The sequence below is a fragment of the Prevotella veroralis genome (assembly GCF_018127765.1).
GTDB lineage: Bacteria > Bacteroidota > Bacteroidia > Bacteroidales > Bacteroidaceae > Prevotella > Prevotella veroralis.
The window spans coordinates 787,217-813,215 of sequence record NZ_CP072330.1 but is presented as its reverse complement, the minus strand read 5'-3'; the positions used below and the strand labels follow the sequence as shown (position 1 = coordinate 813,215).

Genomic DNA, 25,999 nt, shown 5'->3' with positions numbered 1-25,999 from the left:
TATCATGACAATAAAAGAAGCCATACTAGTAAGTTTGGAGGACTTCCCCCAAGGAGCACAAGCGAAAGAGATCTATCAAAATATAATAGATAAAGGTATCTTTCAGTTTAACACAAAAGCTAAGACACCTGATTCAACTGTGTCTGCCAATTTAGTTACAATGGCTAAAAAGGGAGATACTCGTATTGGACGTTTTAAAAATGAGAAGAATATATACTGTTATTATCTTAGTGAATATTCTAAGAATATAGAAAATATAACTGCCACACAAGCACAAATCGGTATATCCAATATAACCTTTCATGAACGAGATCTTCATCCACTCCTTTGCTGCTTTTTACATCATCAAGGGATTATGGCAAAGACTATCTTCCATGAGAAGTCTAAGAAAGATGATGAACATCAGAAATGGATACATCCAGACATCATTGGAGTAAGGTTTGTTGAACAAACAAATACAATTAGCAATTCATTGTTCAAAGCTATAAGCAAGAAAGACTCTCTACAACTGTATTCATACGAATTAAAACGTAGGATTGATAATGATTATGAGCTAAAGAAATGTTTCTTTCAAGCCGTTTCTAACTCTAGTTGGGCTAACAAAGGATATCTCGTTGCATTTGAGATCAATAGAGATCTTAAAGAAGAACTCGCACGTCTTAATCATTCCTTTGGCATTGGTTTCATTCTATTGAAATCTAATCCATACGAGAGTCAAATCTGGTTAGAAGCTAAAGACCGACAGATAGACTTTAAAACAGTTAGTAAGCTTTGTGAAATTAATCCTAACTTTAAAGATTTCATTAAGTCTGTTGAGGCTACATTAACGGCAGACGAGAAACATTTTACGGCTTCTAAAGCTGCATTGGAAAATATTTGTGATAAATATCCTAAGTCGGATAAAGAGATACAGGAACATTGTATAGATAAGCATATTCCAACTACCGAAGAAGAATTTACGGAAGATGTATAATAACTCCACCCATAAAAATTATGATTGATAACAACAATATATTACAGAAACTTGACGGACTAGAAGCCCGTTATGAAGAGGTATCAACACTCATTACTGACCCGAGTGTTATAGCAGACCAGTCACGCTACGTTAAGCTGACAAAGGAATATAAGGATCTTGGCGACATTATGGATGCTCGCAAGCGTTACATCACTTGCCTTACAACCATAAAGGAGGCTAAGGATATCATAGCTAACGAGAGTGATGCAGAGATGAAAGAGATGGCACGTGAGGAACTCGCAGAGAATGAGGAACTACAGCCAAGACTTGAAGAAGAAATTAAGATTCTACTTGTACCAAAAGATCCAGAAGACGCAAAGAATGTCCAGATGGAGATTCGTGGTGGAGCTGGTGGTGATGAGGCAGCACTCTTCGCAGGCGACCTCTTCAATATGTACAAACGTTATTGCGATAAGAAAGGTTGGAAGCTATCAATAACATCTGTATCCGAAGGTGCTGTAGGCGGCTTTAAAGAGATAGATTTCGCCGTAGAAGGTGAGAACGTTTACGGAACACTGAAGTATGAGTCAGGCGTGCACCGTGTACAACGTGTACCAGCGACAGAGACACAAGGACGTATGCACACATCAGCAGCTACAGTAGCTGTGTTACCTGAAGCTGATAAGTTTGAAGTTAATATTAACGAAGGTGATATCAAGTGGGATACCTTCCGTTCGAGTGGTGCTGGTGGTCAGAATGTCAATAAGGTTGAGTCTGGTGTGCGCTTGCGTTACCCATGGAAGAATCCTAATACTGGTGAGGTTGAGGAGATTCTTATTGAATGTACTGAGACCCGCGACCAGCCAAAGAATAAAGAGCGTGCTTTGAGTCGCCTTTATACCTATATATATGATCACGAACACCAAAAGTATATTGATGATATTGCTTCACGTCGTAAGACTCTCGTTTCAACAGGTGATCGTAGTGCCAAGATTCGTACTTATAACTTCCCACAAGGACGTGTCACCGATCATCGTATAGGTTTCACAACTCATGACTTACAAGGATTCATGAATGGTGAGATTCAAGAGATGATTGATGCGCTGACTGTTGCAGAGAACGCAGAGAAGTTAAAAGAGAACGAATTATAAAACACTTTAAAACATTACAGAATGGAGACAAAACAAAAAAAGCCAGGTAAGTTAGACATTGATGAAAACTATGATTTAAGATTGGTCAAAACATGGAACCCTGCACTTAGATGGCTACTCACATTGCCAGCAGGACTTATTGCTATGCTCATCATCCAGCTTGCTTATGGGTTCATTGTTCGCCGTATCTTATCGAACTTCGATGAAGCTAGTACTGTTAGTATCATCGTTAATTGCTTCTTCTTATTTGCAAAGTATGCTATGCTTGTCGTGGCAATGACTGCAACAACACCTGTAGCACGAGCTAAGAAGAAACTTGCATCAATTATATGTGCAATTATTGCTGCAATCATCTTATGCGGTTCAACACTCCTTGTGGTTCATTTTGCAGATAGTATAAATCAAACGATAATGATATCTACAGCCGTTGCATCTCTACTTGGTATATTGTTTGGCGTATGGCATGTCTCCACTTCTACTTCTAAGCCATTAGAACAAGAATAAATAATGAATCTAACAAGATAAGAAGAGATAAAGGTAGGGACAGACACCCTCGTTTGTCCGAAACACGATAAACCGTGTGGGACTAACGAGGGTTTCTTTTCTTTCCTCATGATAATTAATTAAACACCTAATATGAACAGACAACAACTAATCAACGAGATCTTCTCTAAGAAGACTTTTTTGTGTGTCGGACTGGACACTGACATCAATAAAATCCCTGAACACTTGAAAAAGGAGGAGGATCCAATCTTTGCTTTCAACAAGGCAATCATTGATGCAACAGCACCTTATTGCGTTGCCTATAAGCCCAATCTTGCTTTCTATGAGTGCTATGGACTCAAGGGTATGGTTGCTTTCGAAAAGACAATCAAGTATTTAAAGGAGAATCACCCTAATCACTTTATCATTGCCGATGCAAAGCGTGGTGACATTGGCAATACCTCTAAGATGTATGCCCAGACCTTCTTTGAGGAGTATAACCTTGATTCCGTCACAGTTGCCCCTTACATGGGTGAAGACAGTGTGAAGCCCTTCCTTGAGTATGATGGTAAGTGGGTTATCCTTCTCGCACTCACTAGCAATAAAGGTAGTCACGACTTCCAATTAACAGAAGATCAACAAGGCGAACGACTCTTTGAGAAGGTATTAAAGAAGTCGCAAGAATGGGGAACTACAGAAAACCTCATGTATGTAGTTGGTGCAACACAAGGCAAAATGTTTGAGGACATTCGTCGTATAGCTCCCAACCACTTCCTCTTAGTACCAGGCGTTGGTGCACAAGGTGGTAGCTTACAAGAGGTATGTAAATATGGAATGACAAAGGATTGCGGTTTACTTGTCAATTCTTCTCGTGGTATCATTTACGCTGGCAAGGACAAAGACTTTGCTGAGATGGCAGCCCAGAAAGCAAAGGAGTTGCAACAAGAAATGGCTATCGAGTTAGAAGCTATTAAATAAGCCAACATAAAGCCCAAAGGATTCAACACATAAGCTGACGAACTTACCAAGAAAAAAGTTAAGGGCTTATACAAACGAACAATAAAACAGATTGTTGCAAACATTAGACTATCATCCAACTAATAGAACCATAAAAAAGAGATAGAACTTTACCGTTCTATCTCTTTTTCACTTTTTATCGTTAAGATTATCAACTTATATTCTCAATCCCTTCAGAATTTCATTCATCTTCTGCTTTGTCTCTATGCGCGTTGGAACCAAAGGAAGACGGAGCACATTCTCTATCATTCCCATATCATTCAACAGAGCCTTACAACCAGCAGGATTACCATCTACAAAGAGAAGTTTATACAACTCTGTGAACTGATGATGTATCTTTCTTGCTGGCTCATACTCTCCATTAAACTCAAGACGAATCATACGAGAGAACTCCTTAGGAAGTGCATTGCCAATAACCGAGATAACTCCAACAGCCCCACTGGCAATCATTGGGAATGTCAAAGCATCATCGCCACTAATAACCTCGAAGTGCTTAGGCTTATTCTTGATAATCTCATCAACCTGCTCTAAATTCCCTGACGCTTCTTTAATAGCAACCACGTTATCAAACTCTGACGCAATACGTACAGTTGTCTCTGCCGTCATATTCACACCTACTCTACCAGGCACGTTATACATTACGATGGGTAAAGGACTAGCTTGTGCAATAGCCCTGAAATGCTGGTAAAGCCCCTCTTGACTTGGTTTGTTGTAATAGGGACAGATACTTAGAATACCATCAATCCCCTGCCAGTCTGTCGTCTTTATCTCATCTACGACAGCAGCTGTATTATTCCCACCGCAATACTTCAAGATAGGTACACGACCATTAACCACCTTCTTTACAACACGTGTCAACTCATCCTTTTCCTCACGAGTCAAGCAAGGAGCCTCGCCTGTTGTCGCTAAAATACAAAAGAAATCAGCACCATTAGCTAATTGATATTCAACTAGACTCACAAGTGCGTCATAATCTATACTACCATCTTCTTTGAAGGGAGTAATTAAGGCTATACCTAATCCATGAAAAACATTCTGCATAGTAAAACTGTCTTAAAGAGACCTTCTACAATTACCCGCCAATGCTAAGTATATTGTAGTTTATATCCTATATATGGTCTAAGAGATAATTCCAATGTTGTTGCAAATATAATAATTAATTACCAATCATCAAAGGATTACTCCTTTTATCTTATCAGGGTAACATAAATGAATCGACCTTTTACAGTATATTTAGTCGATTATCCTACTCTAACTTAAACAACGATCGTACTTATACTTAAACGACAATCGTACTTTAAGGTAGAAGGCAACCATACTTTAACTTAAACAACATTCGCCCTTATACTTGATAAACGACTTTATACAAGTTTGTATAGCCTTTTATACAAACTTGTATAACATCACACATTAACTTAAAGCATGATTGATGTTTAAGTATTATTGCTGTCCAGTAAAACTTAATTCGCATAAAAATCCTTGCGGTATTGCCTTTATATAGATAATTCCGCATTTATTCTTGAAATCTCCTCCCTAATGACATAAATCAAGTTCTTTTGGTGGAGCATTTGCTTTTTCAGCCATTATGGCAAATTCATCATTTTGCAGATTTTCCATAAATAAGATGAAATCGGTGTAAAATATACTTTATGCTTTAGACTCCACAACAATATCCATAAGCCATAGTGCTTGCCACCTGGGCGTTGAGTAAATATAGTAAAAGAGCTGTTAAAATGCACACTTTACTTGATTTACGTGGAAGCATTCCTACCAGTATTCATATTACAGACGACAATGGCATGACAGCAACGAACAGGATAAGATTGACCCAGAGCCACTTGCATTTTACATGATGGATAAGGTATATGTGGATTTTGAAGTATTATATTGGTTTCATAAGACTGATGCATTTTGGATTTGCCGACCAAAAGCTAACATGCGATATGAGATTGTAGATCACAAAGAGGCCTTTGATGTAAGCACTGGAGTAAGAGGCGATTTTACAATACGCCTAACTACTTACAAATCCCCAAAGCTATATTCAGAATATACCCGAAAAGTATGTTATAATGATGCCATCAATGGTAATGAAGTCGAATTCATAACCAATAACTTTGAGATTGAAGCATTGGAAATTACAAATCTCGATAGACACAAGATGGGATATTGAAATCTTCTTCAAATGGATAAAACAGAATATTGTTGTCAAGACTTTATGGGAATTTTCAAAGAATGCGGTAAGCATCCATCTTTGGGCTGCAATTATCACATATCTTCTAATTGCCAAGATAAAGTATAAGAACAAAAGTCCGTATTCAATAACAGGGATGGCTACTTTAATAAGAATTTCAGCACTTGAAAAAGTAAACTTAAAAAGAGCTTATAACGAAGCTAGACTCTCTTCCATCTCATACTCAATATGTCAAAGAACTAGGCGTAATGGACATTTGGTAGGCTGAAAACCTCTCGGGTTTTAGTAATGGACATTTGGTAGGCTGGTCATTCCAGCCTACTTTTTGTATTTATAAATCCATCAATAAACTTCTTTTTATTAGTTCCATTCAATCCATTATGATTATGTAATGCTCTTTTAAGTTGTGAGTTAAATCCTTCCAACTGGTTTGTTGTATTAGGTAATCTGTATATCTGGAAGCTCCTCATACGTATAGAGCCATGTTAGATGTGTCTTAATAGAACGCCTTGCTGTTCTCAGCCTTCTATGTGTATAGGTTGTCTTGCCTGAAGTCAATAGAGTTCGTTGATCTAGAAACTCTTTCCATTTCTCACACCATTTCATAAAAGCTGTTATAAACTCTTTTTTTCTCAAAGAGAACATCCTTCTAATTAAAGCCAATAGTTCAACGCCTGCAGGCAAATGTGGGTTGTTAGTAAGGAGTCTTCTAACTATTTGAAATTGGTGAAATTGACACATTTGTACTGGACAGAAATGTATAGATTGTAGAAGCCCCATGTGCCCATCACATACCACTGCTTTTATTATAGTTCCACGCTCTGCAATATAACGAAGCCCATCAAGATAATCTCTATTGGTTTCGTTCTTGACAAACTTACGATAGAGAATTTTGCCCGATGAAGCATCCTGAAACAGCATCACGCCAAATGTTTTGGAGAAGTATGTTGTGTCTAGTATTATTACTGCAGATTTGGGGTAAGTAGTAGTAAAGCTATCTACCACTAAGCTCAACCTACGTCGTATGGTTCGTTCTGAACATTTATGAAGACAGGATAGATCTGAAATCGTTTGATTTGCCGTCAAGTAGTCATTCCATAGAGAACAATTATTTATACGGCGACCACCTTGAAATTACCTACCACAATCCTTGCAAAGATACATCTGAATATTACGTCGATGCCCATTCTTTTTAACATTTGAGCTATTACAGAAGATACAGTTTTTTTATTCATAGGTTTTCAAATGCTGCAAAGGTAGTAAATAAAAGTGTTTCGAGAGGTTTCAACCTACCAAATGTCCATTACGCCAAGAACTATCTATTTTTGATGATATTTAACGTGAGTTCGACGAATTCAGAATAATGCAAGCTGTGTGTCCATGATCCTTTGTACATTGATGCAGGGCTTCTTTGGCAATAGATAATATGCAGCAATTGCCCCTAATAAGTTGACGATGAAATTGTCAAAGCATCTATGTCTGGAGTGTTCCACCTGCGCAATGTTCTTTAGTTCATCATTCACCGTCTCTATAATGGCTCTTTTTCTGAGTAAAAGTCTGTCTGAAACACTCATTAACGCTCCTTTCATGTTACTTTTCAATTTGGTAATAAGCTGTATTCCGTCAACGAAAAGCTTTTGAAAAAGATTCTTGCCGATGTAGCCCTTGTCACCGAATAGCTTACCATATATAAAATCTATGAATGCTTTGTACTCCAAAGGCTTATGGTCATCAATATCTCCTGGCGTTATCATAAAGTTGAGAAGTTCTCCTTTCTCATTGCAAATCAAATGCAACTTGAAGCCAAAGAACCAACCCATAGAGCATTTTCCTCTTTGAGCTATGCCTTTGAAAACCTTGTGAATATGTATTCTTTGGTTTTTGCAGACACGCAGTGGTGTGCTGTCAACGAAGCTTATACCCGTGCATTTGCCCAATAGAACCTTCTTGATAAACAAGGTTAAGGGTACGGCTACCTCCCTTTCCAATTCTACTATACGGTTATAAGAAACAACTTTTGGAAACAGATGGCGAAGCTGCTTGCATACTTTTTCAAGATAGAAATGTTTGAAGCAACGATAACCAGAATCGTGGAAAAGAATCATTATTAACATAACTTCTGCCTTTGACATTGTAGAATTTCGATGGTATTTCCTTTTTCCTGTAGGTTTTAGCGTATATTTTGCTGTCATTGCATCAAAAAACTTGCAGAAGTCGTCTGCCATACAAAATATTTCTGTAACTTTGTCCTCGGTGATCATAGCGATCTTTGTTTGTAACTACTTGTATATTAGCTCCTTAAAGTTACAACAAATTTCGCTAATCACCAAATCTATAGACACTTATAATTCGTCGAACTCACGTTAATTTAAGTTTTACCAGACAGCAATAATTTGAAATAAAAAGTAAGCTCCATTGATAAAAAGTAGCTATATCCCCGACGTACAAAGACTAATAGAACTTTCTATCAGTTTTTACTGGGCACCAATAATTACTAAAATCACAAGAGAGACGAATGAGAAAGGAGAATACAAAGAGCCGTTGGTTAATTCCAGAGTAATAACATTCTTTTATCTTCTTGTAAATCTAATATTGTTATAACCTACGAGCTTATCGGTTCTTCCACCTTGCGGACGGAAATAAATAAGAGCTTGATAGCTGTTCTCTGTTTGGTAATGGCTATTATCAATAGTAAAGGGTACTAACTTCCCTTGATTATTTACTGCTATGAATTGATAATTGTAATAACCCAACTTTAAAGGTAAGGCGGCTTCATAGCATTTCTTTGTAGGGTTATAGATCATTTCATATTGCGGTAATAAGCGACTGTAAGTCCAATCACCGTTTAAATAGATATGATAAGGAGCAGGTTCTGGCACGTTTAGTTGGAAATGCGTGATGGCATAGTCACTTGTTGTATTGCTTTCTATATTATTTGAATTACGTATAAGGAAAGCACCGTCAGCATCCTCTTCATAGATATAATTTAATAATGGTGTTGTGATAAAAGGATAAGCATGGAAATTACTTCCATCCCAAGCCACATGATCTATGCCCATTGAAGCAACGTCCGTCGAAAGAAGTTCAAATTTACGATATTCGTTGCCTCCCCAAAAGATATAGTCCTTATCATGAATCCATTGTAAACCATTATTCATTACATATTGTGGTTTGCTATTCCATCTAGCATCTAACCAGTTACGGTTTTGTAATACAACAGTTTTAATTTGTTGTTGTGGATTAGAAACAATATAATTCCCATAATTTACGGCCATTTCAACCTGCTGATTTGCATCATTAATCGTGGCATCCGTTTGAGTTGTCACACTCAGTTTAACGCCCATTGCGTTTTCTGCAGGCTCAATAAGCATAAAGTATGCTGTAAGCAAAGGCTTTTTGTTGTCATCAAATACAGTTAATCGGTAATTACCAGAGATCTTTGGTTGACAATCCTTGTTTGGAATTTCCAGATGATAATGTGTGTATAAGGTGTTAGTTAAGGTAGACTCTTTAACATCGTCTATTAAATTATCATTGAGAAAGCCGTCGGCAATATCACTATCAAAGAGATTTTCTGATGTTTTCCAATCAGCTTCACAATGTTCTATGCTATAAGTCATTCGTCGATAAGTATGCGTAAGATCATCAAAATCAATGCTAATCTTGCCGCCGTTTAGATACATTATAGGTAATGTTAGCCAATTCTGATTAGCAACGACCTGCAATGACCGAATATTATTATCGATAATCTCGTGTCTCTGTGCGGAGATACTTATAGGAAAGAATGATAATAAGAGGCAATAGGATGTAAGGAGCAGCTGTCTCATGCGTCTTCTTCCAAAATATTTTGAAGGAAACTATCTAAATCCTTGTCTAGTCCTTGCATAAGATCACCGCCAATGATTCCTAAATCATCATCAACAAGATACAATTCCGTTATACAATTCTTATCATCATCTTCTAGCACAAAGCTATAAGGTTTCATAATTGAAAGATTCTCTATTATATCTTTAATACTATTCATCTCAGAACGTAGTACTAATGCTATCTCTGGATAAAAGTTATCGCTCTTGTTATCAATCCATTCTTCGATAACACAACGAGTAATTTCGTTATCGTTATCATCGAATGCCATCAGGTCGCCACTATCTTGAGAAGCGCGTAAATGAAGATCAGTCATAGACATATTGCAATCACTAGCTGTGAATTTCTGTGCGATTTTCTTTAAGAAACGTTCAATTTGTTGCAGAGTCTGTTCGGCTACTTTCATCGTTGATATAATATTTATTTATTATGGAGGCAAATATACGAAAAGTTTTCTGTTTTATAATACCTAGCCGTTTTTTTTACGTTCTTTTTTTGTTGATAATGAAAAAAGCGTTATCTTTGCAACCAGCCTTGGTTAAGGCTAGCCAAGGCTGAAAGTAATCCTAAAAAGCAAATGAAACAAACAATTCTTGTTACAGGTGGTACTGGTTTTATTGGTTCTCATACAAGTGTTGAACTGATAGAAGCTGGTTATGATGTCGTTATAGTAGATGATTTATCTAATTCTAAGATTGAGGTATTAGATGGTATTGAAAAGATAACAGGTGTACGTCCTGCTTTTGAACAGGTAGACCTTCGTGATCGCGAAGCAACAGAGAATGTATTCCGTAAATATCCTAAGATTGAAGGTATTATCCACTTTGCTGCATCAAAGGCAGTAGGGGAGAGTGTACAGAAACCATTAATGTACTACAGAAATAATATTGTTTCACTGGTTAATTTACTTGAATTGATGCCTGAATATGGCGTTGAGGGAATCATCTTCTCTAGTTCTTGTACCGTTTATGGTCAACCTAACCCAGAGAATTTGCCAGTAACCGAAGATGCTCCACACCAAAAGGCAACCTCTCCTTATGGTAACACTAAGGAGATTAACGAGCAGATAATCCTAGACTATATTCATAGCGGTGCAAATATCAAGAGTATTGTTTTGCGTTATTTTAATCCAATTGGAGCACATCCTTCAGCATTGATTGGTGAATTACCTAACGGCGTTCCTAACAACTTGATTCCATTCGTTACGCAGACAGCAATGGGAATTAGAAAAGAATTAACCATCTTCGGTAACGATTACAATACGCCTGATGGCACTTGCATTCGTGATTATATCTATATTGTAGACCTAGCAAAGGCACACGTAGCAGCAATGAAACGTATATTGGATAAGAATTCTGATAACATAGAATATTTCAATATCGGCACAGGGCATGGTAATACAACCCGTGAGATTGTTGAAACCTTCGAAAGAGCAACAGGTGTGAAGGTTAATTGGAAGTTTGGTCCACGTCGTGAAGGAGATATAGAGAAGATTTGGGGCGATTGCACCAAGGCCAATACAGTATTAGGTTGGAAGGTCGAAACTCCACTATCTGATGTTCTCGCCTCTGCATGGAAATGGCAAGAGAAGCTAAGGGCAGATGGAGTTATGTAATAGATTAAAATCATTAATAATCAACTAAATAGAATTTTTCATAGACAGTAATGCAGGGAATCCTGCTTTATTTTGTGTTTGTGTTGTTGTTATCCCCCGATGTGAATCGGGGGATAATTTTGTTCAGTATCCTTTGTGAAACTATGCAGTTAGAAGTCATAGCATAGAGATCAGGCAAGTCTATGTTCCCCTTACGGCATATTTTTTTACGAGAATAAAACTAAAGCACTACCTGTCTATATGGAAAGAGCAGGTACTGTCTTTCAAAGTGTGTAAATATTCCTTCTATTCTATTCTCTCTTTCCATTCGTTTTTTATTCTCTCTTTCGGCGTAATGGACATTTGGTAGGCTGAAACCTCTCGGAATTCTTTTATTTACTACCTTTGCAGCATTTGAAAACCTATGAATAAAAAAACTGTATCTTCTGTAATAGCTCAAATGTTAAAAAGAATGGGCATCAACGTTCTGTTCAGATGTATTCCTGCAAGGATTGTGGTAGACAATTTCAAGGTGGTCTGCGTATAAATAATATTTCTCTATGTAATGACTATCTGACGGCAAATCGAACGATATCTGATCTATCCACTCTTTATAAATGTTCAGAGCGAACCATACGACGTAGGTTGAGCTTAGTGGTAGATAGCTTTACTGCTACTTACCCCAAATCTGCAGTAATAATATTGGATACAACATACTTTTCCAGGACATTTGGTGTGATGCTTTTTCAGGATGCTTCATCAGGCAAAATACTCTATCGCAAGTTTGTCAAAAACGAAACTAACAGAGATTATCTTGATGGACTTTGGTATATTGCGGAACGTGGAACTATGATAAAAGCAGTGGTGTGTGATGGGCATATAGGACTTTTACAAGCTATAAGTTTCTGTCCCGTACAAATGTGTCAATTTCACCAATTTCAGATAGTTAGAAGACTCCTTACTAACAACCCACATTTGCCTGCAGGCGTTGAACTATTGGCATTAATGAGAAGGATGTTCTATATGAAAAAAGAAGAGTTTATAACCGCTTTTGATAAATGGTGTGATAAATGGAAAGAGTTCCTAAATGAACGAACTCTCCTAATCTCGGGTAAGACAACTTATACACACAGAAGACTGAGAACGGCAAGACGTTCTATTAAGACACATCTGCCATGGCTCTATACGTGCGAGCAGCATCCAGATATACAAATACCTAATACAACAAACCTGTTGGAAGGATTTAACTCACAACTTAAAAGAGCACTGCATAATCATAATGGATTGAATGAAGCTAACAAGAAGATGTTTATAGATGGATTCATAAATACAAAAAAGTAGGCTGGAATAACCAGCCTACCAAATGTCCATTACGCCTCTCTTTCCAGTTTTTAAATTGATATATTCTTCTGGCATATGTCTTCTTTGTTTCCTCCATAGCCACAGCAGCCAATAGGAATATCACTGACTTGTCTGACGGCATAGAGATCCTCATACTTATGGTTCTCTTGTATTTTCTGTTTAGCCTTTCAATCCAGTTGGTCGTGTATATGCACCTTTGTACTTCTATGGGGAAGTCCATGTACGTGAAGTAAGCTGCGTTACGCTCCGCCTTATACCTTCTCAAGGTTGGATACTTCTTTTCCCATTTGTTCACAAAAGTAATGAAATGTTCGTATCCCTGCAAGGATTTCATCTCTTTGTTCTCCAAGGAGAACACTTCGCCAAGTTCCTGAGCCACTGCCGGCTTATCCTTATGGGATACGCTACCAAGTATCTGTCGCTTGACATGTGCCACACAGAACTGGTGGGCTGCCTGAGGAAAGGCAGCACAGACGGCATTCTCTATGCCTTGCAGCGCATCGGAAACGACAAGGTCAATCCTTTCGACGCCCCTTTCCTTCAACGCCTCAAGCTCCTCCTTCCAGCATACGGCCCCTTCCGTGGGATGGTTGACTACGGTGAGCACTTCCCTGCTTCCGTCCTCCAACACCCCCAGCATGGTATAGTAGGCCTCTTTGGATACCTGCCCGTCCCTGCGGGTGGAGATAAAGGTGGCGTCAATGTAGACGGCTAAGTAATGCGGGGACAAGGCACGGCCGAGCCACAGCTCAACGTCCTCACGGCAACTCCTGGACAGATAGGAGACCTGCTGCCTGCTGTAAGCGCGGCCATAGATGCTGTCGGAGATCTCACCTATCTGTTGCGTAGTAAGTCCCTTGGTGTAGAGAAGGTTGAACAGCCTCGCACGTTCCTCGCTCTCATTGCGTATCAGGCCCAGGAGAACGGGATAGAAGTTGCGGCTGCGGGGGAACGCGCAGGGAAAACTCAAAGCCGTGACTGTACCAATGGCGAGAACGGAAACCATTGCATTGCTCATTGCCGTTTGCGCTGACGAAAAGCTCCCGCTCATGAAACATCAGAGAGTTCATAATTAAAGACTGAAGGGTGACAAAACCCTCGCTACTGCTTGTGTAATTCGAAAGAATTTCCGAAATTTGTGAATGTGTAAGCTTCATTTGTTCATTTCTTTATGGTTTTCATATACAAAGATAAGAATTAAATGAGCTTACACACTTTTATAGGACACTACCAAAGAGCAAGGCTGTTAGAACTATTTGTATACTAAACTTAACCCGAACTGGCGTATAAATGAAGAGTAAGTTTGGTCTATAGACTGTACTCTAAGTTATTTATCCTAAAAACTATTTTATCTGGCGTAATGGACATTTGGTAGGCTGAAAACCTCTCGGGTTTTAGTAATGGACATTTGGTAGGCTGGTTATTCCAGCCTACTTTTTTGTATTTATGAATCCATCTATAAACATCTTCTTGTTAGCTTCATTCAATCCATTATGATTATGCAGTGCTCTTTTAAGTTGTGAGTTAAATCCTTCCAACAGGTTTGTTGTATTAGGTATTTGTATATCTGGATGCTGCTCGCACGTATAGAGCCATGGCAGATGTGTCTTAATAGAACGTCTTGCCGTTCTCAGTCTTCTGTGTGTATAAGTTGTCTTACCCGAGATTAGGAGAGTTCGTTCATTTAGGAACTCTTTCCATTTATCACACCATTTATCAAAAGCGGTTATAAACTCTTCTTTTTTCATATAGAACATCCTTCTCATTAATGCCAATAGTTCAACGCCTGCAGGCAAATGTGGGTTGTTAGTAAGGAGTCTTCTAACTATCTGAAATTGGTGAAATTGACACATTTGTACGGGACAGAAACTTATAGCTTGTAAAAGTCCTATATGCCCATCACACACCACTGCTTTTATCATAGTTCCACGTTCCGCAATATACCAAAGTCCATCAAGATAATCTCTGTTAGTTTCGTTTTTGACAAACTTGCGATAGAGTATTTTGCCTGATGAAGCATCCTGAAAAAGCATCACACCAAATGTCCTGGAAAAGTATGTTGTATCCAATATTATTACTGCAGATTTGGGGTAAGTAGCAGTAAAGCTATCTACCACTAAGCTCAACCTACGTCGTATGGTTCGCTCTGAACATTTATAAAGAGTGGATAGATCAGATATCGTTCGATTTGCCGTCAGATAGTCATTACATAGAGAAATATTATTTATACGCAGACCACCTTGAAATTGTCTACCACAATCCTTGCAGGAATACATCTGAACAGAACGTTGATGCCCATTCTTTTTAACATTTGAGCTATTACAGAAGATACAGTTTTTTTATTCATAGGTTTTCAAATGCTGCAAAGGTAGTAAATAAAAGAATTCCGAGAGGTTTCAGCCTACCAAATGTCCATTACGCCTTTTATCTTAAAACAAACGGGAGGTAAACACTGTTACTTATTGTTTACCTCCTTTTCATATCTATCAATATATAGGATTATTATTGTGGGCAAAAAACGATGGGTAAGATATAATAGCATGAGACGGGAATCCCGTTATGCTTTCCTGGATTCCATTTAGGCATCTTCTTTATTACACGAAGTACTTTCGTATCAAGCTCATGGTTAGTGCTTCTGTAAATACTAAAATCAGACAATTTACCATCTGACTTTACAATAAACTTTACCATCACTCTTCCATATACTCCTTCTCTAATTGTCCGTTTGGAAAAACGAAGGTGAGATATTAACCAAGTATTAACGTTACCTTTAAAGCTTGGCATCTCTTCAACAACTGTGTAGACCTTCTTTTCATTTTCTACGAAATCATTTTGAAAGCTACTGAATGCTTGAGTTATAGTCGTATCCGTCACTAAAAACAGAAATAATATGAATATAAATCTCTTCATTTGACTTCTTCTTTATTAGGTTTGGATGATATGTTCTTTGAGAATCGGTAAGAACTCTATCAGTATAACCTACTACGAAAGTAAAGATTTCTAAGAGAATAAGAAGTTACAATCGCTTTAATTCTTCAAGATTCTTTTCTTCTTTTTCAAACTTTTGTTTACCAACACTATAAGTGAAACGCAACATGATCTTCCGACTTTCTCCATATCCCCAAGACGATAGATTCAAGCTATCTTTTATTCCATAGCTATCCCAACGCTCTGTATGTAACAGATCAGTCATCAATAGTGATAGGCGGAAACGATTATTATTCCATGATTTATTTAAGTCTAAATCAATACCACCTGTTGACTTATTCACTTCATAACTTCCTCCTTGACGTTTTGAATAGTATCGTCCTGAAAGCTCTAGGTCGATACCCAAAGGTAAATGAAAATTATTGTTTGCGGATAAGAAACATGATGGACGTTTATATTCTTGTTTATAGTTCTCGTAATTCAATTTATTATCAAAATAGTAAAATCCAATGTTGGAATTAATATCCCACCATGAAGTAAGACGTTTAGAATAGACCGCTTCTATTCCTATTTGCTGTTGTGTGCCTATATTTTTAGTTGTCATTATCGTCTTGTTATGCTCAAACACATCGGTAAGTGATGTAAAGTAATCATCTAGCTTATTATAATATAAGCTTAAAGATAAACTACTCCATGTATAGTTCAGTATAATCTTATTGCTTATCTGAGGCTTAAGAAAGGGATTGCCTTTCCAATAAGATAACTCATCTAATAAATATTCAAAAGGATTTAGATCTTCATACCGAGGTTTATCTTGTCGCCTACTGTATGAAAGAGCTACTTTGTTCTTATCATTGAAAGCATAAGATACTGACATGTTGGGGAATAGATTCAACTTCTTTCGATTATTTTCTTCTATCAACTGGTTAGCATAAGAGTGTAGCTTATTATTGGTATACATATACTCCATACGTAGACCAGTACTTAACTCTAGTTTATTCAAAGATAGTGTGTATTGCGCATAAGTCTCAATATTATCTTCGTTGTACTTAAATCTATTTGAACGTTGTGAGTCTATTATCCCATTCTTTTTAAAAAGAAAGATATTATCACTCTTTATCAATGAAGTCTTAGCACCTATTAGCCATTCATTCTGTGCATTAGGTTTATATTTATAGTCAGCTAATAAGGCATAAATATCAATATCTTTGTCAGGCTGAGAATAGAATAAATCAGAACGAATAAGTATGTTATTAGATGAAAAATAATCATTGGGTTGTTGGCAACGAGCTTTACCATCAAAGTGTGTCCAATCAACAGAAAAAGATAATTGATGACTTTCTGACGGTTGGTATAGATAGTTTATACTGTTATTGTATTGAATCGTCTTCTGCTTTACATAGTCATTGCGTGCCTTTAGGATTCCATCTAACGTAGAGGTACCATTATATACCTGTGTTGTTGTTTCTGTCAGACCAGGTCCAACAAGCAGATTCATCGTACTATTAAAATACAATTTATTCTTTTGATTAGGTTGCCAAGAGAAATCAACACCTACAGAGTAAGTGTTCCGCTTATCAGTATCAGATGTTTCTGATATACTTTTATTGCCATCTTGAACTTTCTCAAAGCCATACTTCATTGCATAATGTCCTAAGCTATGGCTATAGTTCAAACCTAATTGCCATTTGCTTTTGTTGAAAGAGAATGAAATATCAGAGTTTTGTCTTATGTTCTTCCAGTACGATAAACTATGTGAAGTTGTAAGGAAGGTACCAGTTCTTTCATTGCTTTTCAAGATAATATTAATAACTCCTCCTGCCCCATCAGTACCAAAACTCGCATTAGGATTAGTAGAACTTTCAATGCGAGTAATTTTAGATGAGGGTAGAGAGCGAAGATAAGCAGAAAGCTCTTCTCCTTGTAACATAAGTTTCTTTCCATTTATGTATATGGCGGTTCCTCCAAGGGTAGCTAAAGATATATCTCCCTTACTATTTACCGATATTCCTGGTGAATGCTTTAAAACATCTAAAGCATTTCCGATATCGGTAAGATAAGTTTGTGCCACATTTATCTGTAATTTACCATTAGATAAGCTAGTTAATGGACGTGACTTGCGAGCTGTAACGACAACATCTTTCAAGACAACATTATCTGCTTCTAACTGGATAGTTGGAAGAATCTCCGATGCGGTGATTGTTATATCTTTCTTAAATTCTTTATAACCTAATGCCCTTATATATAAAAGGAAATGTCCTGTTTGCTCTGGAAGTTGAAAGTCTCCATTATCATCAGTAAGTGTCGTTTCTATAAGGATACTATCTGGTAAAGAAATTAGCATAACTACAGCGGCATCAATTCCCTTACTTTGCTCATCAACAATCCTTCCGCTTGCATTATTCTGTGCACTCAATGAGATAGAATATAGTATTCCAATACAAGATAAGATTACTTTCAAAAGAAACTTCATAGTCTTTAATAAATATTTGTTACTTAAAAGATAATTTATTCAGACGGGTTTTCAATTCGTCTGTATAAGATTTGCGAATAGAGAGGGTTAGTTCACAAGTATTATCAAACACTTGATTGATGATTCGTGGATTCATATCCTTTACTATCTTCATGACTGCATTCATCATTGGATAAGAGAAAGTAAACTTAATCTGCTCTTCTATAAATCTTTCTTCAATGTCACAATGAGCAATGGCGTCGGATGATGCTTCCCGATAAGCTACTATTAGTCCACTTGTACCAAGTTTGACTCCACCAAAATAACGTACAACAATAATAAGAGTATTTGTCAATCCATTGCTATCTATTTGTCCTAGAATGGGTTTACCTGCAGTAGATGATGGCTCCCCGTCATCATTCATTCGGAATTCTTCTCCCATAAAGCCAATCCTGTAAGCATAACAGCAATGGCGCGCATTATAGTACTTCTTTCTATACTCTTTTACTATCTCTAAAGCTTGTTCAACAGAGTCTACATGATGGGCAAAAGCGAGGAACTTACTCCGACTTTCAGAGTAAAATCCCTCACCTATTGCTTTTTCTGTTATTGTTTTATATTTATCGTTGTCCATTCAATAATAATAACCATCGCCTAATCTAGCTTGTGAATCACAAGACCAGAACGTAGCTTTGGCTCAAACCAAGTAGCTTTGGGTGGCATGATCTTTCCACTATCAGCTATATCCATAATCTGTTGCATAGAGACAGGATAAAGTGCTAATGCCCAACGCATCTCTCCACTATCAACACGACGTTTAAGCTCCTTAAGCCCACGTAGACCACCAACGAAATCAATGCGTTTATCAGAACGGAGATCCTTGATACCCATTAGTTCGTCTAAGATCAAACGACTAGAGATGTCAACATCAAGCACACCTATAGGGTCGGTATCATCGTATGTACCTGGTTTTGCCTCTAAGCTATACCAATTGTGATCAATATATAAGGAGAACTCATGTAATTTGGTAGGGCGATATTCTTCCTCTCCCTTTAGTTCTACAATAAAGTTCTTCTCTAATGCTTGTAAGAACTCTGCAACTTCCATGCCATTTAAGTCCTTAACTACACGATTATAGTCTAGAATGGTTAATTGACTAGATTGGAAGCAAACAGCCATGAAGTAATTATACTCTTCATCGCCTTTATGTCCTGCATTATTCTTCGCTTTCTCTGCACCTACTAAGGCTGCAGCAGCTGAACGATGGTGTCCGTCTGCAATATAAAGGCTTGGCATCTTCTTAAATTCTTCAGTAATCGTATCGATGTCAGCTTTATCACTAACAACCCAAAACTGGTGACGGAATCCATCGTCAGGTGCAACAAAATCATACTCTGGAGTTGTTTGTGCATAGCGATTTAACAATGTGTCCAATACATTGTTATCTGGATAAGCAAAGAATACGGGCTCTACATTCGCATTGCAAACACGAACATGCTTCATTCGATCTTCTTCTTTATCACGGCGTGTTAGCTCATGTTTCTTAATATTTCCATTTAGATAATCGTCAACATAGGCACCAACCACAAGTCCATACTGCGTTTTACCATTCATGGTCTGTGCATATATATAATAACAATCCTTATCGTCTTGAACTAACCAGCCTTTATCTTGAAACTTCTGGAAGTGCTCTACTGCACTATCATAAGCTCGTGGGTCAGACTCATCTATAATAGATTCAAAATTAATCTCTGGTTTGATAATGTGATATAAACTCTTCTCATTATCCCCCGCCTCCATGCGTGCTTCTTCAGAATCCAGTACATCATAAGGACGACTTGCAATTGATTCAACTAACATCTTAGGAGGACGAACACCTCTAAACGGTTTAATAATAGCCATTGTATTATAGGTTTTTAGGTAAATAAAAGTATGACAGCCTAGAAGTTATGATTACTATTCTAGACTATCATTCTTTGTTTTGTTTAAGATTTACTTATTTACTTGGAAAGTAGTGTCACCAGTCTCAAAGAAAGCATTGATTTGCTTTGCAGCTGCTACACCAGCATTTAAGTTAGCTTCAGCTGTTTGTGCACCCATCTTCTTTGGTGTAGAGAAGTAACGCCCAGTGAATTTCAAGAACTCTTCGTCAGCATCAGGTTTGATGTCTGTAATGAATTTAAGATCTTCACGTTCAGCCATCAACTTTAAGAGTTCTTCTTCGTTAATCACCTCTTTACGTGCGGTATTCAATAAGATTGCTTTCTTTGGAAGTTGATTAACCATTTCATAATTAATACTCTTAATAGTATCTGGTGTAGCAGGAATATGTAATGACAAAACATCAGAAACCTTGAACAAATCGTTTTGTGTCTTTACAGCATGAACTCCAGCAGCTTCGATTGCCTCGGCTGGGCAGAATGCATCATAAGCATAAACATCCATATCAAAGCCCTTTGCAATACGTGCGACATTACGACCAACGTTTCCAAATGCAAGTATTCCAAGTTTCTTACCCTTTAACTCTGTACCAGACTTACCATTATAGAAGTTTCTGATTGCATATACCAACATACCAAAGACAAGCTCCGCTACTGCATTAGAATTCTGTCCAGGAGTATTCTCTACAACAACATTCTTTTCTTTAGCATATTTAGTATCAATAGAATCATAACCAGCACCAGCTCGAACGATAATCTTCAATTGATTAGCAGCATCTAATACGTCTGGTGTAATTTTGTCAGAACGAACAATCATCGCATCGACATCCTTTACAGCTTCTAATAATTGAGCTTTATCTGTATACTTTTCTAATAGGAGTACTTCATGTCCAGCACCCTCTAACTCTGATGTTATATTCTTTACAGCAGCAGGTGCAAATGGCTTTTCAGTTGCAATTAAAATCTTCATAGCTTCAATGTTTAGGTATAATTTTAGTAAAGATTAGATTCAGACTTGACCATATATAACCAAGTCTGATATGTATGAATTATAGATTCAACAATGTTATTAATGTTGAGCTTCAAACTCTTTCATTGTATCAACAAGAGCTTGAACACCTTCTATTGTTTGAGCGTTATAACAGCTAGCACGGAAACCACCAACACTGCGATGTCCCTTAATACCAACCATTCCACGAGCCGTTGCGAAGTCGAAGAACTCTTGCTGAAGGTCGTTGTACTCATCATTAAGAACGAAACAGATATTCATGTAAGAACGATCTTCTTCATTCTTAACAGTACCACGGAAGAGCTTATTTCTATCGATTTCACCATAAAGGAGGTCAGCACGTTCCTTCGCAATCTTAGCCATTGCTTCTACTCCACCTTGAGCCTTCACCCAACGAAGATTTTCCAATGCTGTATAGATTGGCACAACAGGAGGTGTATTAAACATAGAACCCTTATCTACATGTGTACGATAATCGAGCATTGTTGGAATCTGACGATCAACCTTACCTAAGGCGTCATCCTTTACGATAACAAATGTAACACCAGCCATTGAAAGGTTCTTTTGTGCTCCACCATAGATGCAATCATACTTTGCTACATCAACAGGACGACTCAAAAAGTCTGAAGACATATCACCTATCAAACGTACTGGAACATCGGGATCATTGTGAAGTTCTGTACCATAAATGGTATTATTGGTAGTGATGTGAAGATAATCAAGATCTGTTGGAACCTCATACCCCTTTGGAATATAAGTGTAATTATCATCAGCAGAAGATGCCACTTCTACAACATCACCCAACATCTTAGCTTCCTTGATGGCTTTCTTTGCCCAAACACCTGTATTCAGATAACCAGCTTTCTTTACAAGGAAATTCATTGGAATCATGTGGAACTCAAGTGAGGCACCACCACCCAAGAAGAGAACGGAGTAACTTTCAGGAACGTCTAAAAGCTCCTTAACTAAAGCTGAGGCTTCATCAATTACTGGTTGGAAGTTCTTTGATCTATGGCTTATTTCTGCCAAAGATAGTCCAATACCATTGAAATCCAAAATCTGTTTTGCAGTATTCTCAATCACTTCTCTAGGAAGGATACAAGGACCCGCATTAAAGTTATACTTCTTCATCTGATCTGTTTAGTTTAAGTTTGACTTAAGTTGTATAGTTATTATTCTTACTTCAGTATTAAATCTCTAACTTCTTATGGCTTTATGTGTGCGAAGATACGTTTTTATTTTGGTACTTCCAAATAAACTAAGACAAAATATTTCAAATACTACACGCCTGTAGTAAACTTGTAAATAAACAGAATTAAAGATAAGGTGACGTTTTGTTAAAACGATCACCTTACTTCTTCCACTATTGTTTTGATTCCTTTAATTTTCTGTCCTTTAGAAGCTAAAATAACCTTTTTTACTTTTGTTCGGTCAATAGCTACATAACAATACCTATCTTTAATATCTATCTTTCCAATTTCTGACGATTGTAAACCTATTTTCTTACAAAGGAAACCTACGATATCTATTTTGGAGATTTTATCCTTTTTCCCCTTACCTATATATATAGTAGCCATACGTGGCAAAGTTGGTTTAGGAAGATTCGTCGGAAGTTGGAATTCTTCATTCTCCTTACTAACATATTCAGGTAACGTTTCCCCTGGTCCGAGAATAAAGAAAGTTCTTCCTTCCTTATCCCAACGAGCTGTACGCCCTACTCTATGAATATAATTATCTTCTGTTTCTGGTATATGATAATGAATGATATTATCAACATCAGGTATATCCAATCCTCGAGAAGCTAAGTCTGTACTTATAAGTATAGAAACAGAGCCATTTGAGAAACGATAAAGTGCAGCCTCACGCTCATCTTGTTCCAAACCACCATGGTAGCAACTCACCATAAATCCATTCTCTTTTAGGAAGGTAGCTACCCGTTCTACAGATTCACGATAATTTAAGAATACGATTGTACTTTCATTCCCCAATGAAAGTAAAAGTCGTTTAAGCGAATCAAGTTTATCTTTCTCTGGACTTGTGACCGTATAAAGATGTACCCTATCAGGAATATTATCATCATCCGTTCTATAGTCTAGATAAATGGTTCTACCCATAGAAACAAAGGCAGGGATAGATTCCGATTCTGTGGCAGAGAGTAAGATTCGTCGTTCTATATTCGGTAATTTATTGAGAATGCTCATCATCTCTCCCTGGAAACCAAGTTCAAGACATTTATCAAACTCATCAATTACTAACCATTTTATCGTTTCTGCATTAAGATTTTTCTTGTCTAAATGATCATTCAATCGACCTGGGGTTACAAATACAATCTGGGGTTTAACATCTCTAAGCACTCGATGCTCATCCATCGTAGGTCTACCCCCATATAAAGCCATAGCTCTTAATCCACTTCCCATATCTTTTAAAACCATAGCAGATTGAAGTGCTAATTCACGTCCAGGCAATAAGACAACAGCTTGTAATTCATCAGAAATTGCGTCTAGGCGTTGAATCAATGGAAGCAGATAAGCATAAGTTTTACCTGACCCCGTAGGTGACATCACGACAACATCTTTCCCTGTATAAAGGACAGCCTCTTCCGTTGCCTTTTGCATTTCATTCAGTTGGAGACCTAGCTTATCTATAACATTATTATTGTTCATATTTAACCTCTTTTCTTATCTTATCAATTTCATCAAATTCCTTACCCATATTGAGATTCAAATAAATAGTATATAATGGTGCTAGCCATTTCCCTTTATCATCAGGTGCTAACTGCCTAAATTTCTCCATATAAGGGCGAGATAATCCATATAACTCAATAATCTTTGCACGCTTACTCCTATATTGCAGCCTATCCTTATTCATTTCTATGGCTTGATTAAAGTAAGCTAATCCAATGTTATAATAGGCATCTACATAAGCGTCATTTCTCTTAATTATATCGTTACAAATCTTTATACAATCATTATATCTACCTAGGTTAAGAAGAGCTGTACTCTTAGCAAACATAAATAATAAACTAGTGGAATCAGCTTTTAAGGCTCGTTCTGATATAACAAGTGTAGAATCATGTTCACCTTTTTTAGTATAATATTCCACAAGTCTAGGAAAGAAAAAAGCAAAATTAGGGTATTGCTTAAATCCTTCTTGTAGCGACTTTACATACATAGTCGTATCTTTCTGAATCCAATAAGCCTCGGCTTCATATTGTTTAACAAAATTAAGCATAGAAGTATCACGTTCTGCCAAGTCTTTAAAACGCATAATCTTATCAGCATCTCCTAATTTATAACCACAGAACATTGACCAATAAGCAGCATGAGGTATCAAAGCATCACTTTGCAAATAGTTATATCTGGTAAAAAGTGGATACTCAGCAGATAATAAATAATCACGATAATACTCAAATGCTGTTTTATAATCATTTTTATGGATGAAATAACTACCTCCATTAAATAGATTTGGGCGAATAGAATTTAAAAACGAAGCATGTTTCTCCCTGTATTTAGGATGAACCAGCCCTCTTTTATCAGCTTGTGCATCAATAGAATCGAAGCTGGACATCGTTTCATACAATCGTTTCGTTATTGAGAAGAAAGCAGCGGTATCATATTTTTGTTTTAGATAGAGCTTTTCATTCCCTTGCTCGTATTGTTTTGTTAGTACATCACATAATAGTAACCATATCTTATGATTATTTCTTGACGTTGAATCTACTAATAGTCCGCGAAGTGTTCCTTCGGCTTTTGAGAGTTCCTTACCAGACTTTATCTGGTCACGCACTGTTTGTAATTGTTTCTTTTGTGCGTAACACATAGATGGTAAAACAAAACAAATATATAATATAAGAACCTTAATCGTTTTCACTCTTCTGATATTTCGTTACTAAAGGCTCTAACTCCTCAGCCTTTATTTTATCATTCAGTATTGTATAAGTTAGGTAGAGCGGTGCCACCCAATCAACTTTGTTTCGACGTGGATCTTTTGCCCTTACACGTTCTAAATAGGTGCGAGCCTGTGCAAAGACTGTCATAAACTCATTATCCGAAACATTCTCTCCCTTCTTTCGTTTTGCCAAGACAGAATCACGTAAAACCATCCCTAAACTATTCAAACATACCCCTATATTATAAGCCACTGGAATATTACTAGGATCTATCTCATCCGCTTGCCTATACGCATCTATTGCCTCTTCCCAACGTTCGGCACGCATAGCTATCTCTCCCTTTAAAATCCAAGGTACTATAGAATTTGTATTATTCTCTAAACAATCATCTACAAAATCTTCTAAATTAAACCTTGGAGTTGGATTCTGATAAAATTTCATAATCCATGAGAAATAGGTTTCATTTGTTGGATCTGAACGATACAATCTCTGTATAACTGATAAATAACGAAGAGAGTCTTCCGCATTAACCATTTGATCGTGCATACACTGAGCTTTTATCTCTGCTGAGGCTTGGGCACTCTCATCATATTGCATGGCTAAATCAGCATACTCATTAGCCATTTTTAAATTACGAGATTTCAAATAAAAATAAGCTAAATAATATGCAGCAACCCCTGATTCGTCAACATTATCCTTTACTAATGGCGATTTCCTAGTTTCTAAATAGAGTTTCAGAGCATCAATCCCCTCTTGCTTTAAATAAGGCTTTTTATAAAAATACTTCCCTGCATCAATCAGCATTGGATGCAATATAGACAAACGTTTCTTATTCTCCTCCTCATACTCTGGTAAGATTTTTCCTTTTCGATTAGGCATTCTATCAAATTCATCACATTTCAGTGAATATTCTACCCCATCAACAACTGTCTTAAAAATGGTAATAGAATCCCTATCCGATTGTTTCTCTATTTTGGAAAAAGCGTTCCTAGCTAGGCGATTAAAAGACTCCGCTTGCTTATGCATGTCTTGTGCGTCTACAATTTGAATGCAAAATAACGCACAGAAAAATAGTATTAGTAGCCTTCTCATTTATGACATTTTAGTTAAAAAAATATTCCCCTCTTATGTTATATTATCCTAAGAAGATAACTTACACATAAG

The 25,999-nt window shown here is 37.1% G+C and carries 21 protein-coding genes and 4 pseudogenes; 7 read left to right on the top strand and 18 right to left on the bottom strand.

Annotation, left to right across the window (positions count from 1 at the left end; genetic code table 11):
- The first annotated feature begins 4 nt into the window (after positions 1 to 4).
- The 4 genes from J5A55_RS03430 (at position 5) to pyrF (ending at position 3,567) form a co-directional block, all read left to right on the top strand.
- On the top strand, positions 5 to 973 hold the full coding sequence (locus tag J5A55_RS03430; RefSeq protein ID WP_039851361.1) for a membrane protein: 969 nt from the start codon (positions 5 to 7) through the stop codon (positions 971 to 973).
- Between the two features lie 20 nt (positions 974 to 993).
- Entirely contained in the window at positions 994 to 2,106 is a 1,113-nt protein-coding gene (gene prfA, locus J5A55_RS03425) for a peptide chain release factor 1 (protein WP_004383527.1), read from the top strand.
- 21 nt (positions 2,107 to 2,127) lie between these two features.
- Positions 2,128 to 2,610 (top strand): flagellar biosynthesis protein FliQ, encoded by a 483-nt coding sequence (locus J5A55_RS03420; protein WP_211802939.1) that lies wholly within the window; start codon positions 2,128 to 2,130, stop codon positions 2,608 to 2,610.
- A 132-nt stretch (positions 2,611 to 2,742) separates the two neighbouring features.
- Complete coding sequence (gene pyrF / locus J5A55_RS03415; RefSeq protein WP_004383524.1) at positions 2,743 to 3,567, top strand: orotidine-5'-phosphate decarboxylase; 825 nt, start codon at positions 2,743 to 2,745, stop codon at positions 3,565 to 3,567.
- A gap of 195 nt (positions 3,568 to 3,762) precedes the next feature.
- Here the strand turns inward: pyrF and dapA are convergent, their stop codons facing one another.
- The 6 genes and pseudogenes from dapA to J5A55_RS03390 form a co-directional block, all read right to left on the bottom strand.
- Positions 3,763 to 4,647 carry a 4-hydroxy-tetrahydrodipicolinate synthase gene (gene dapA, locus J5A55_RS03410; protein WP_004383523.1) on the bottom strand — a complete coding sequence of 295 codons (885 nt, stop codon included), beginning with the start codon at positions 4,645 to 4,647 and terminating at the stop codon, positions 3,763 to 3,765.
- Between the two features lie 1,458 nt (positions 4,648 to 6,105).
- Positions 6,106 to 6,913 (bottom strand): annotated as a pseudogene (locus J5A55_RS12505) (IS256 family transposase, variant Zn-binding type).
- 18 nt (positions 6,914 to 6,931) lie between these two features.
- Complete coding sequence (locus J5A55_RS12540) at positions 6,932 to 7,015, bottom strand: IS1/IS1595 family N-terminal zinc-binding domain-containing protein (RefSeq protein WP_428842331.1); 84 nt, start codon at positions 7,013 to 7,015, stop codon at positions 6,932 to 6,934.
- 137 nt (positions 7,016 to 7,152) lie between these two features.
- A complete protein-coding gene (locus J5A55_RS03400) occupies positions 7,153 to 8,058 on the bottom strand; it encodes an IS982 family transposase (protein WP_004383518.1) in 906 nt (301 codons plus the stop codon).
- Positions 8,059 to 8,367: 309 nt separating this feature from the next.
- The gene (locus J5A55_RS03395) at positions 8,368 to 9,624 is read right to left on the bottom strand and encodes a type IX secretion system plug protein (RefSeq protein ID WP_004383517.1); all 1,257 of its coding nucleotides are present in this window, start codon (positions 9,622 to 9,624) and stop codon (positions 8,368 to 8,370) included.
- On the bottom strand, positions 9,621 to 10,067 hold the full coding sequence (locus tag J5A55_RS03390; protein ID WP_004383515.1) for a hypothetical protein: 447 nt from the start codon (positions 10,065 to 10,067) through the stop codon (positions 9,621 to 9,623). Before J5A55_RS03390 ends, J5A55_RS03395 begins: the two co-directional genes overlap by 4 nt.
- Before the next feature lie 171 nt (positions 10,068 to 10,238).
- On the opposite strand from J5A55_RS03390, the gene galE reads away from it, so the two are divergent.
- The 3 genes and pseudogenes from galE (at position 10,239) to J5A55_RS03380 (ending at position 12,596) form a co-directional block, all read left to right on the top strand.
- Positions 10,239 to 11,276, top strand: coding sequence for a UDP-glucose 4-epimerase GalE (gene galE, locus J5A55_RS03385; RefSeq protein ID WP_004383513.1), 1,038 nt, complete (start codon positions 10,239 to 10,241; stop codon positions 11,274 to 11,276).
- A gap of 420 nt (positions 11,277 to 11,696) precedes the next feature.
- Positions 11,697 to 11,744 (top strand): annotated as a pseudogene (locus J5A55_RS12535) (hypothetical protein); the annotation flags it as partial.
- 6 nt (positions 11,745 to 11,750) lie between these two features.
- On the top strand, positions 11,751 to 12,596 hold the full coding sequence (locus J5A55_RS03380) for an IS256 family transposase, variant Zn-binding type (protein WP_039851358.1): 846 nt from the start codon (positions 11,751 to 11,753) through the stop codon (positions 12,594 to 12,596).
- Here the strand turns inward: J5A55_RS03380 and J5A55_RS03375 are convergent.
- The 12 genes and pseudogenes from J5A55_RS03375 to J5A55_RS03325 all read right to left on the bottom strand — a co-directional run bounded on the left by J5A55_RS03375 (position 12,577) and on the right by J5A55_RS03325 (position 25,927).
- A pseudogene (locus J5A55_RS03375) lies at positions 12,577 to 13,774 on the bottom strand (IS256 family transposase). The gene J5A55_RS03380 and the pseudogene J5A55_RS03375 sit on opposite strands and share 20 nt — an antisense overlap.
- 273 nt (positions 13,775 to 14,047) lie before the next feature.
- Entirely contained in the window at positions 14,048 to 14,893 is an 846-nt protein-coding gene (locus tag J5A55_RS03370) for an IS256 family transposase, variant Zn-binding type (RefSeq protein ID WP_039851358.1), read from the bottom strand.
- 6 nt (positions 14,894 to 14,899) lie between these two features.
- Positions 14,900 to 14,947, bottom strand: a pseudogene (locus tag J5A55_RS12530) (hypothetical protein); the annotation flags it as partial.
- A gap of 172 nt (positions 14,948 to 15,119) precedes the next feature.
- Complete coding sequence (locus J5A55_RS03365; protein ID WP_004383503.1) at positions 15,120 to 15,527, bottom strand: energy transducer TonB; 408 nt, start codon at positions 15,525 to 15,527, stop codon at positions 15,120 to 15,122.
- Between the two features lie 106 nt (positions 15,528 to 15,633).
- Entirely contained in the window at positions 15,634 to 18,018 is a 2,385-nt protein-coding gene (locus J5A55_RS03360; RefSeq protein ID WP_004383502.1) for a TonB-dependent receptor domain-containing protein, read from the bottom strand.
- 19 nt (positions 18,019 to 18,037) lie between these two features.
- Positions 18,038 to 18,631, bottom strand: coding sequence for an IMPACT family protein (locus J5A55_RS03355; RefSeq protein ID WP_004383501.1), 594 nt, complete (start codon positions 18,629 to 18,631; stop codon positions 18,038 to 18,040).
- A 20-nt stretch (positions 18,632 to 18,651) separates the two neighbouring features.
- A complete protein-coding gene (locus J5A55_RS03350; protein WP_004383500.1) occupies positions 18,652 to 19,899 on the bottom strand; it encodes a DUF1015 domain-containing protein in 1,248 nt (415 codons plus the stop codon).
- Positions 19,900 to 19,989: 90 nt separating this feature from the next.
- A complete protein-coding gene (locus tag J5A55_RS03345; RefSeq protein WP_004383499.1) occupies positions 19,990 to 20,907 on the bottom strand; it encodes a 3-phosphoglycerate dehydrogenase in 918 nt (305 codons plus the stop codon).
- A gap of 99 nt (positions 20,908 to 21,006) precedes the next feature.
- Positions 21,007 to 22,077, bottom strand: coding sequence for a 3-phosphoserine/phosphohydroxythreonine transaminase (gene serC, locus J5A55_RS03340; protein ID WP_004383498.1), 1,071 nt, complete (start codon positions 22,075 to 22,077; stop codon positions 21,007 to 21,009).
- 215 nt (positions 22,078 to 22,292) lie between these two features.
- Positions 22,293 to 23,609: a DEAD/DEAH box helicase gene (locus J5A55_RS03335; RefSeq protein WP_004383497.1), complete on the bottom strand. Its 1,317-nt coding sequence runs from the start codon at positions 23,607 to 23,609 to the stop codon at positions 22,293 to 22,295.
- Positions 23,599 to 24,765, bottom strand: coding sequence for a tetratricopeptide repeat protein (locus J5A55_RS03330; protein WP_004383496.1), 1,167 nt, complete (start codon positions 24,763 to 24,765; stop codon positions 23,599 to 23,601). Before J5A55_RS03330 ends, J5A55_RS03335 begins: the two co-directional genes overlap by 11 nt.
- Before the next feature lie 37 nt (positions 24,766 to 24,802).
- The gene (locus tag J5A55_RS03325) at positions 24,803 to 25,927 is read right to left on the bottom strand and encodes a tetratricopeptide repeat protein (protein ID WP_004383495.1); all 1,125 of its coding nucleotides are present in this window, start codon (positions 25,925 to 25,927) and stop codon (positions 24,803 to 24,805) included.
- Between the last annotated feature and the right edge of the window lie 72 nt (positions 25,928 to 25,999).

Coding starts and splice junctions, on each gene's coding strand:
- J5A55_RS03430 (WP_039851361.1), top strand. CDS start 5: ATGACAATAAAAGAAGCCATACTAGTAAGTTTGGAGGACTTCCCCCAA.
- prfA (WP_004383527.1), top strand. CDS start 994: ATGATTGATAACAACAATATATTACAGAAACTTGACGGACTAGAAGCC.
- J5A55_RS03420 (WP_211802939.1), top strand. CDS start 2,128: ATGGAGACAAAACAAAAAAAGCCAGGTAAGTTAGACATTGATGAAAAC.
- pyrF (WP_004383524.1), top strand. CDS start 2,743: ATGAACAGACAACAACTAATCAACGAGATCTTCTCTAAGAAGACTTTT.
- dapA (WP_004383523.1), bottom strand. CDS start 4,647: ATGCAGAATGTTTTTCATGGATTAGGTATAGCCTTAATTACTCCCTTC.
- J5A55_RS03400 (WP_004383518.1), bottom strand. CDS start 8,058: ATGATCACCGAGGACAAAGTTACAGAAATATTTTGTATGGCAGACGAC.
- J5A55_RS03395 (WP_004383517.1), bottom strand. CDS start 9,624: ATGAGACAGCTGCTCCTTACATCCTATTGCCTCTTATTATCATTCTTT.
- J5A55_RS03390 (WP_004383515.1), bottom strand. CDS start 10,067: ATGAAAGTAGCCGAACAGACTCTGCAACAAATTGAACGTTTCTTAAAG.
- galE (WP_004383513.1), top strand. CDS start 10,239: ATGAAACAAACAATTCTTGTTACAGGTGGTACTGGTTTTATTGGTTCT.
- J5A55_RS03380 (WP_039851358.1), top strand. CDS start 11,751: ATGTATTCCTGCAAGGATTGTGGTAGACAATTTCAAGGTGGTCTGCGT.
- J5A55_RS03370 (WP_039851358.1), bottom strand. CDS start 14,893: ATGTATTCCTGCAAGGATTGTGGTAGACAATTTCAAGGTGGTCTGCGT.
- J5A55_RS03365 (WP_004383503.1), bottom strand. CDS start 15,527: ATGAAGAGATTTATATTCATATTATTTCTGTTTTTAGTGACGGATACG.
- J5A55_RS03360 (WP_004383502.1), bottom strand. CDS start 18,018: ATGAAGTTTCTTTTGAAAGTAATCTTATCTTGTATTGGAATACTATAT.
- J5A55_RS03355 (WP_004383501.1), bottom strand. CDS start 18,631: ATGGACAACGATAAATATAAAACAATAACAGAAAAAGCAATAGGTGAG.
- J5A55_RS03350 (WP_004383500.1), bottom strand. CDS start 19,899: ATGGCTATTATTAAACCGTTTAGAGGTGTTCGTCCTCCTAAGATGTTA.
- J5A55_RS03345 (WP_004383499.1), bottom strand. CDS start 20,907: ATGAAGATTTTAATTGCAACTGAAAAGCCATTTGCACCTGCTGCTGTA.
- serC (WP_004383498.1), bottom strand. CDS start 22,077: ATGAAGAAGTATAACTTTAATGCGGGTCCTTGTATCCTTCCTAGAGAA.
- J5A55_RS03335 (WP_004383497.1), bottom strand. CDS start 23,609: ATGAACAATAATAATGTTATAGATAAGCTAGGTCTCCAACTGAATGAA.
- J5A55_RS03330 (WP_004383496.1), bottom strand. CDS start 24,765: ATGTGTTACGCACAAAAGAAACAATTACAAACAGTGCGTGACCAGATA.
- J5A55_RS03325 (WP_004383495.1), bottom strand. CDS start 25,927: ATGAGAAGGCTACTAATACTATTTTTCTGTGCGTTATTTTGCATTCAA.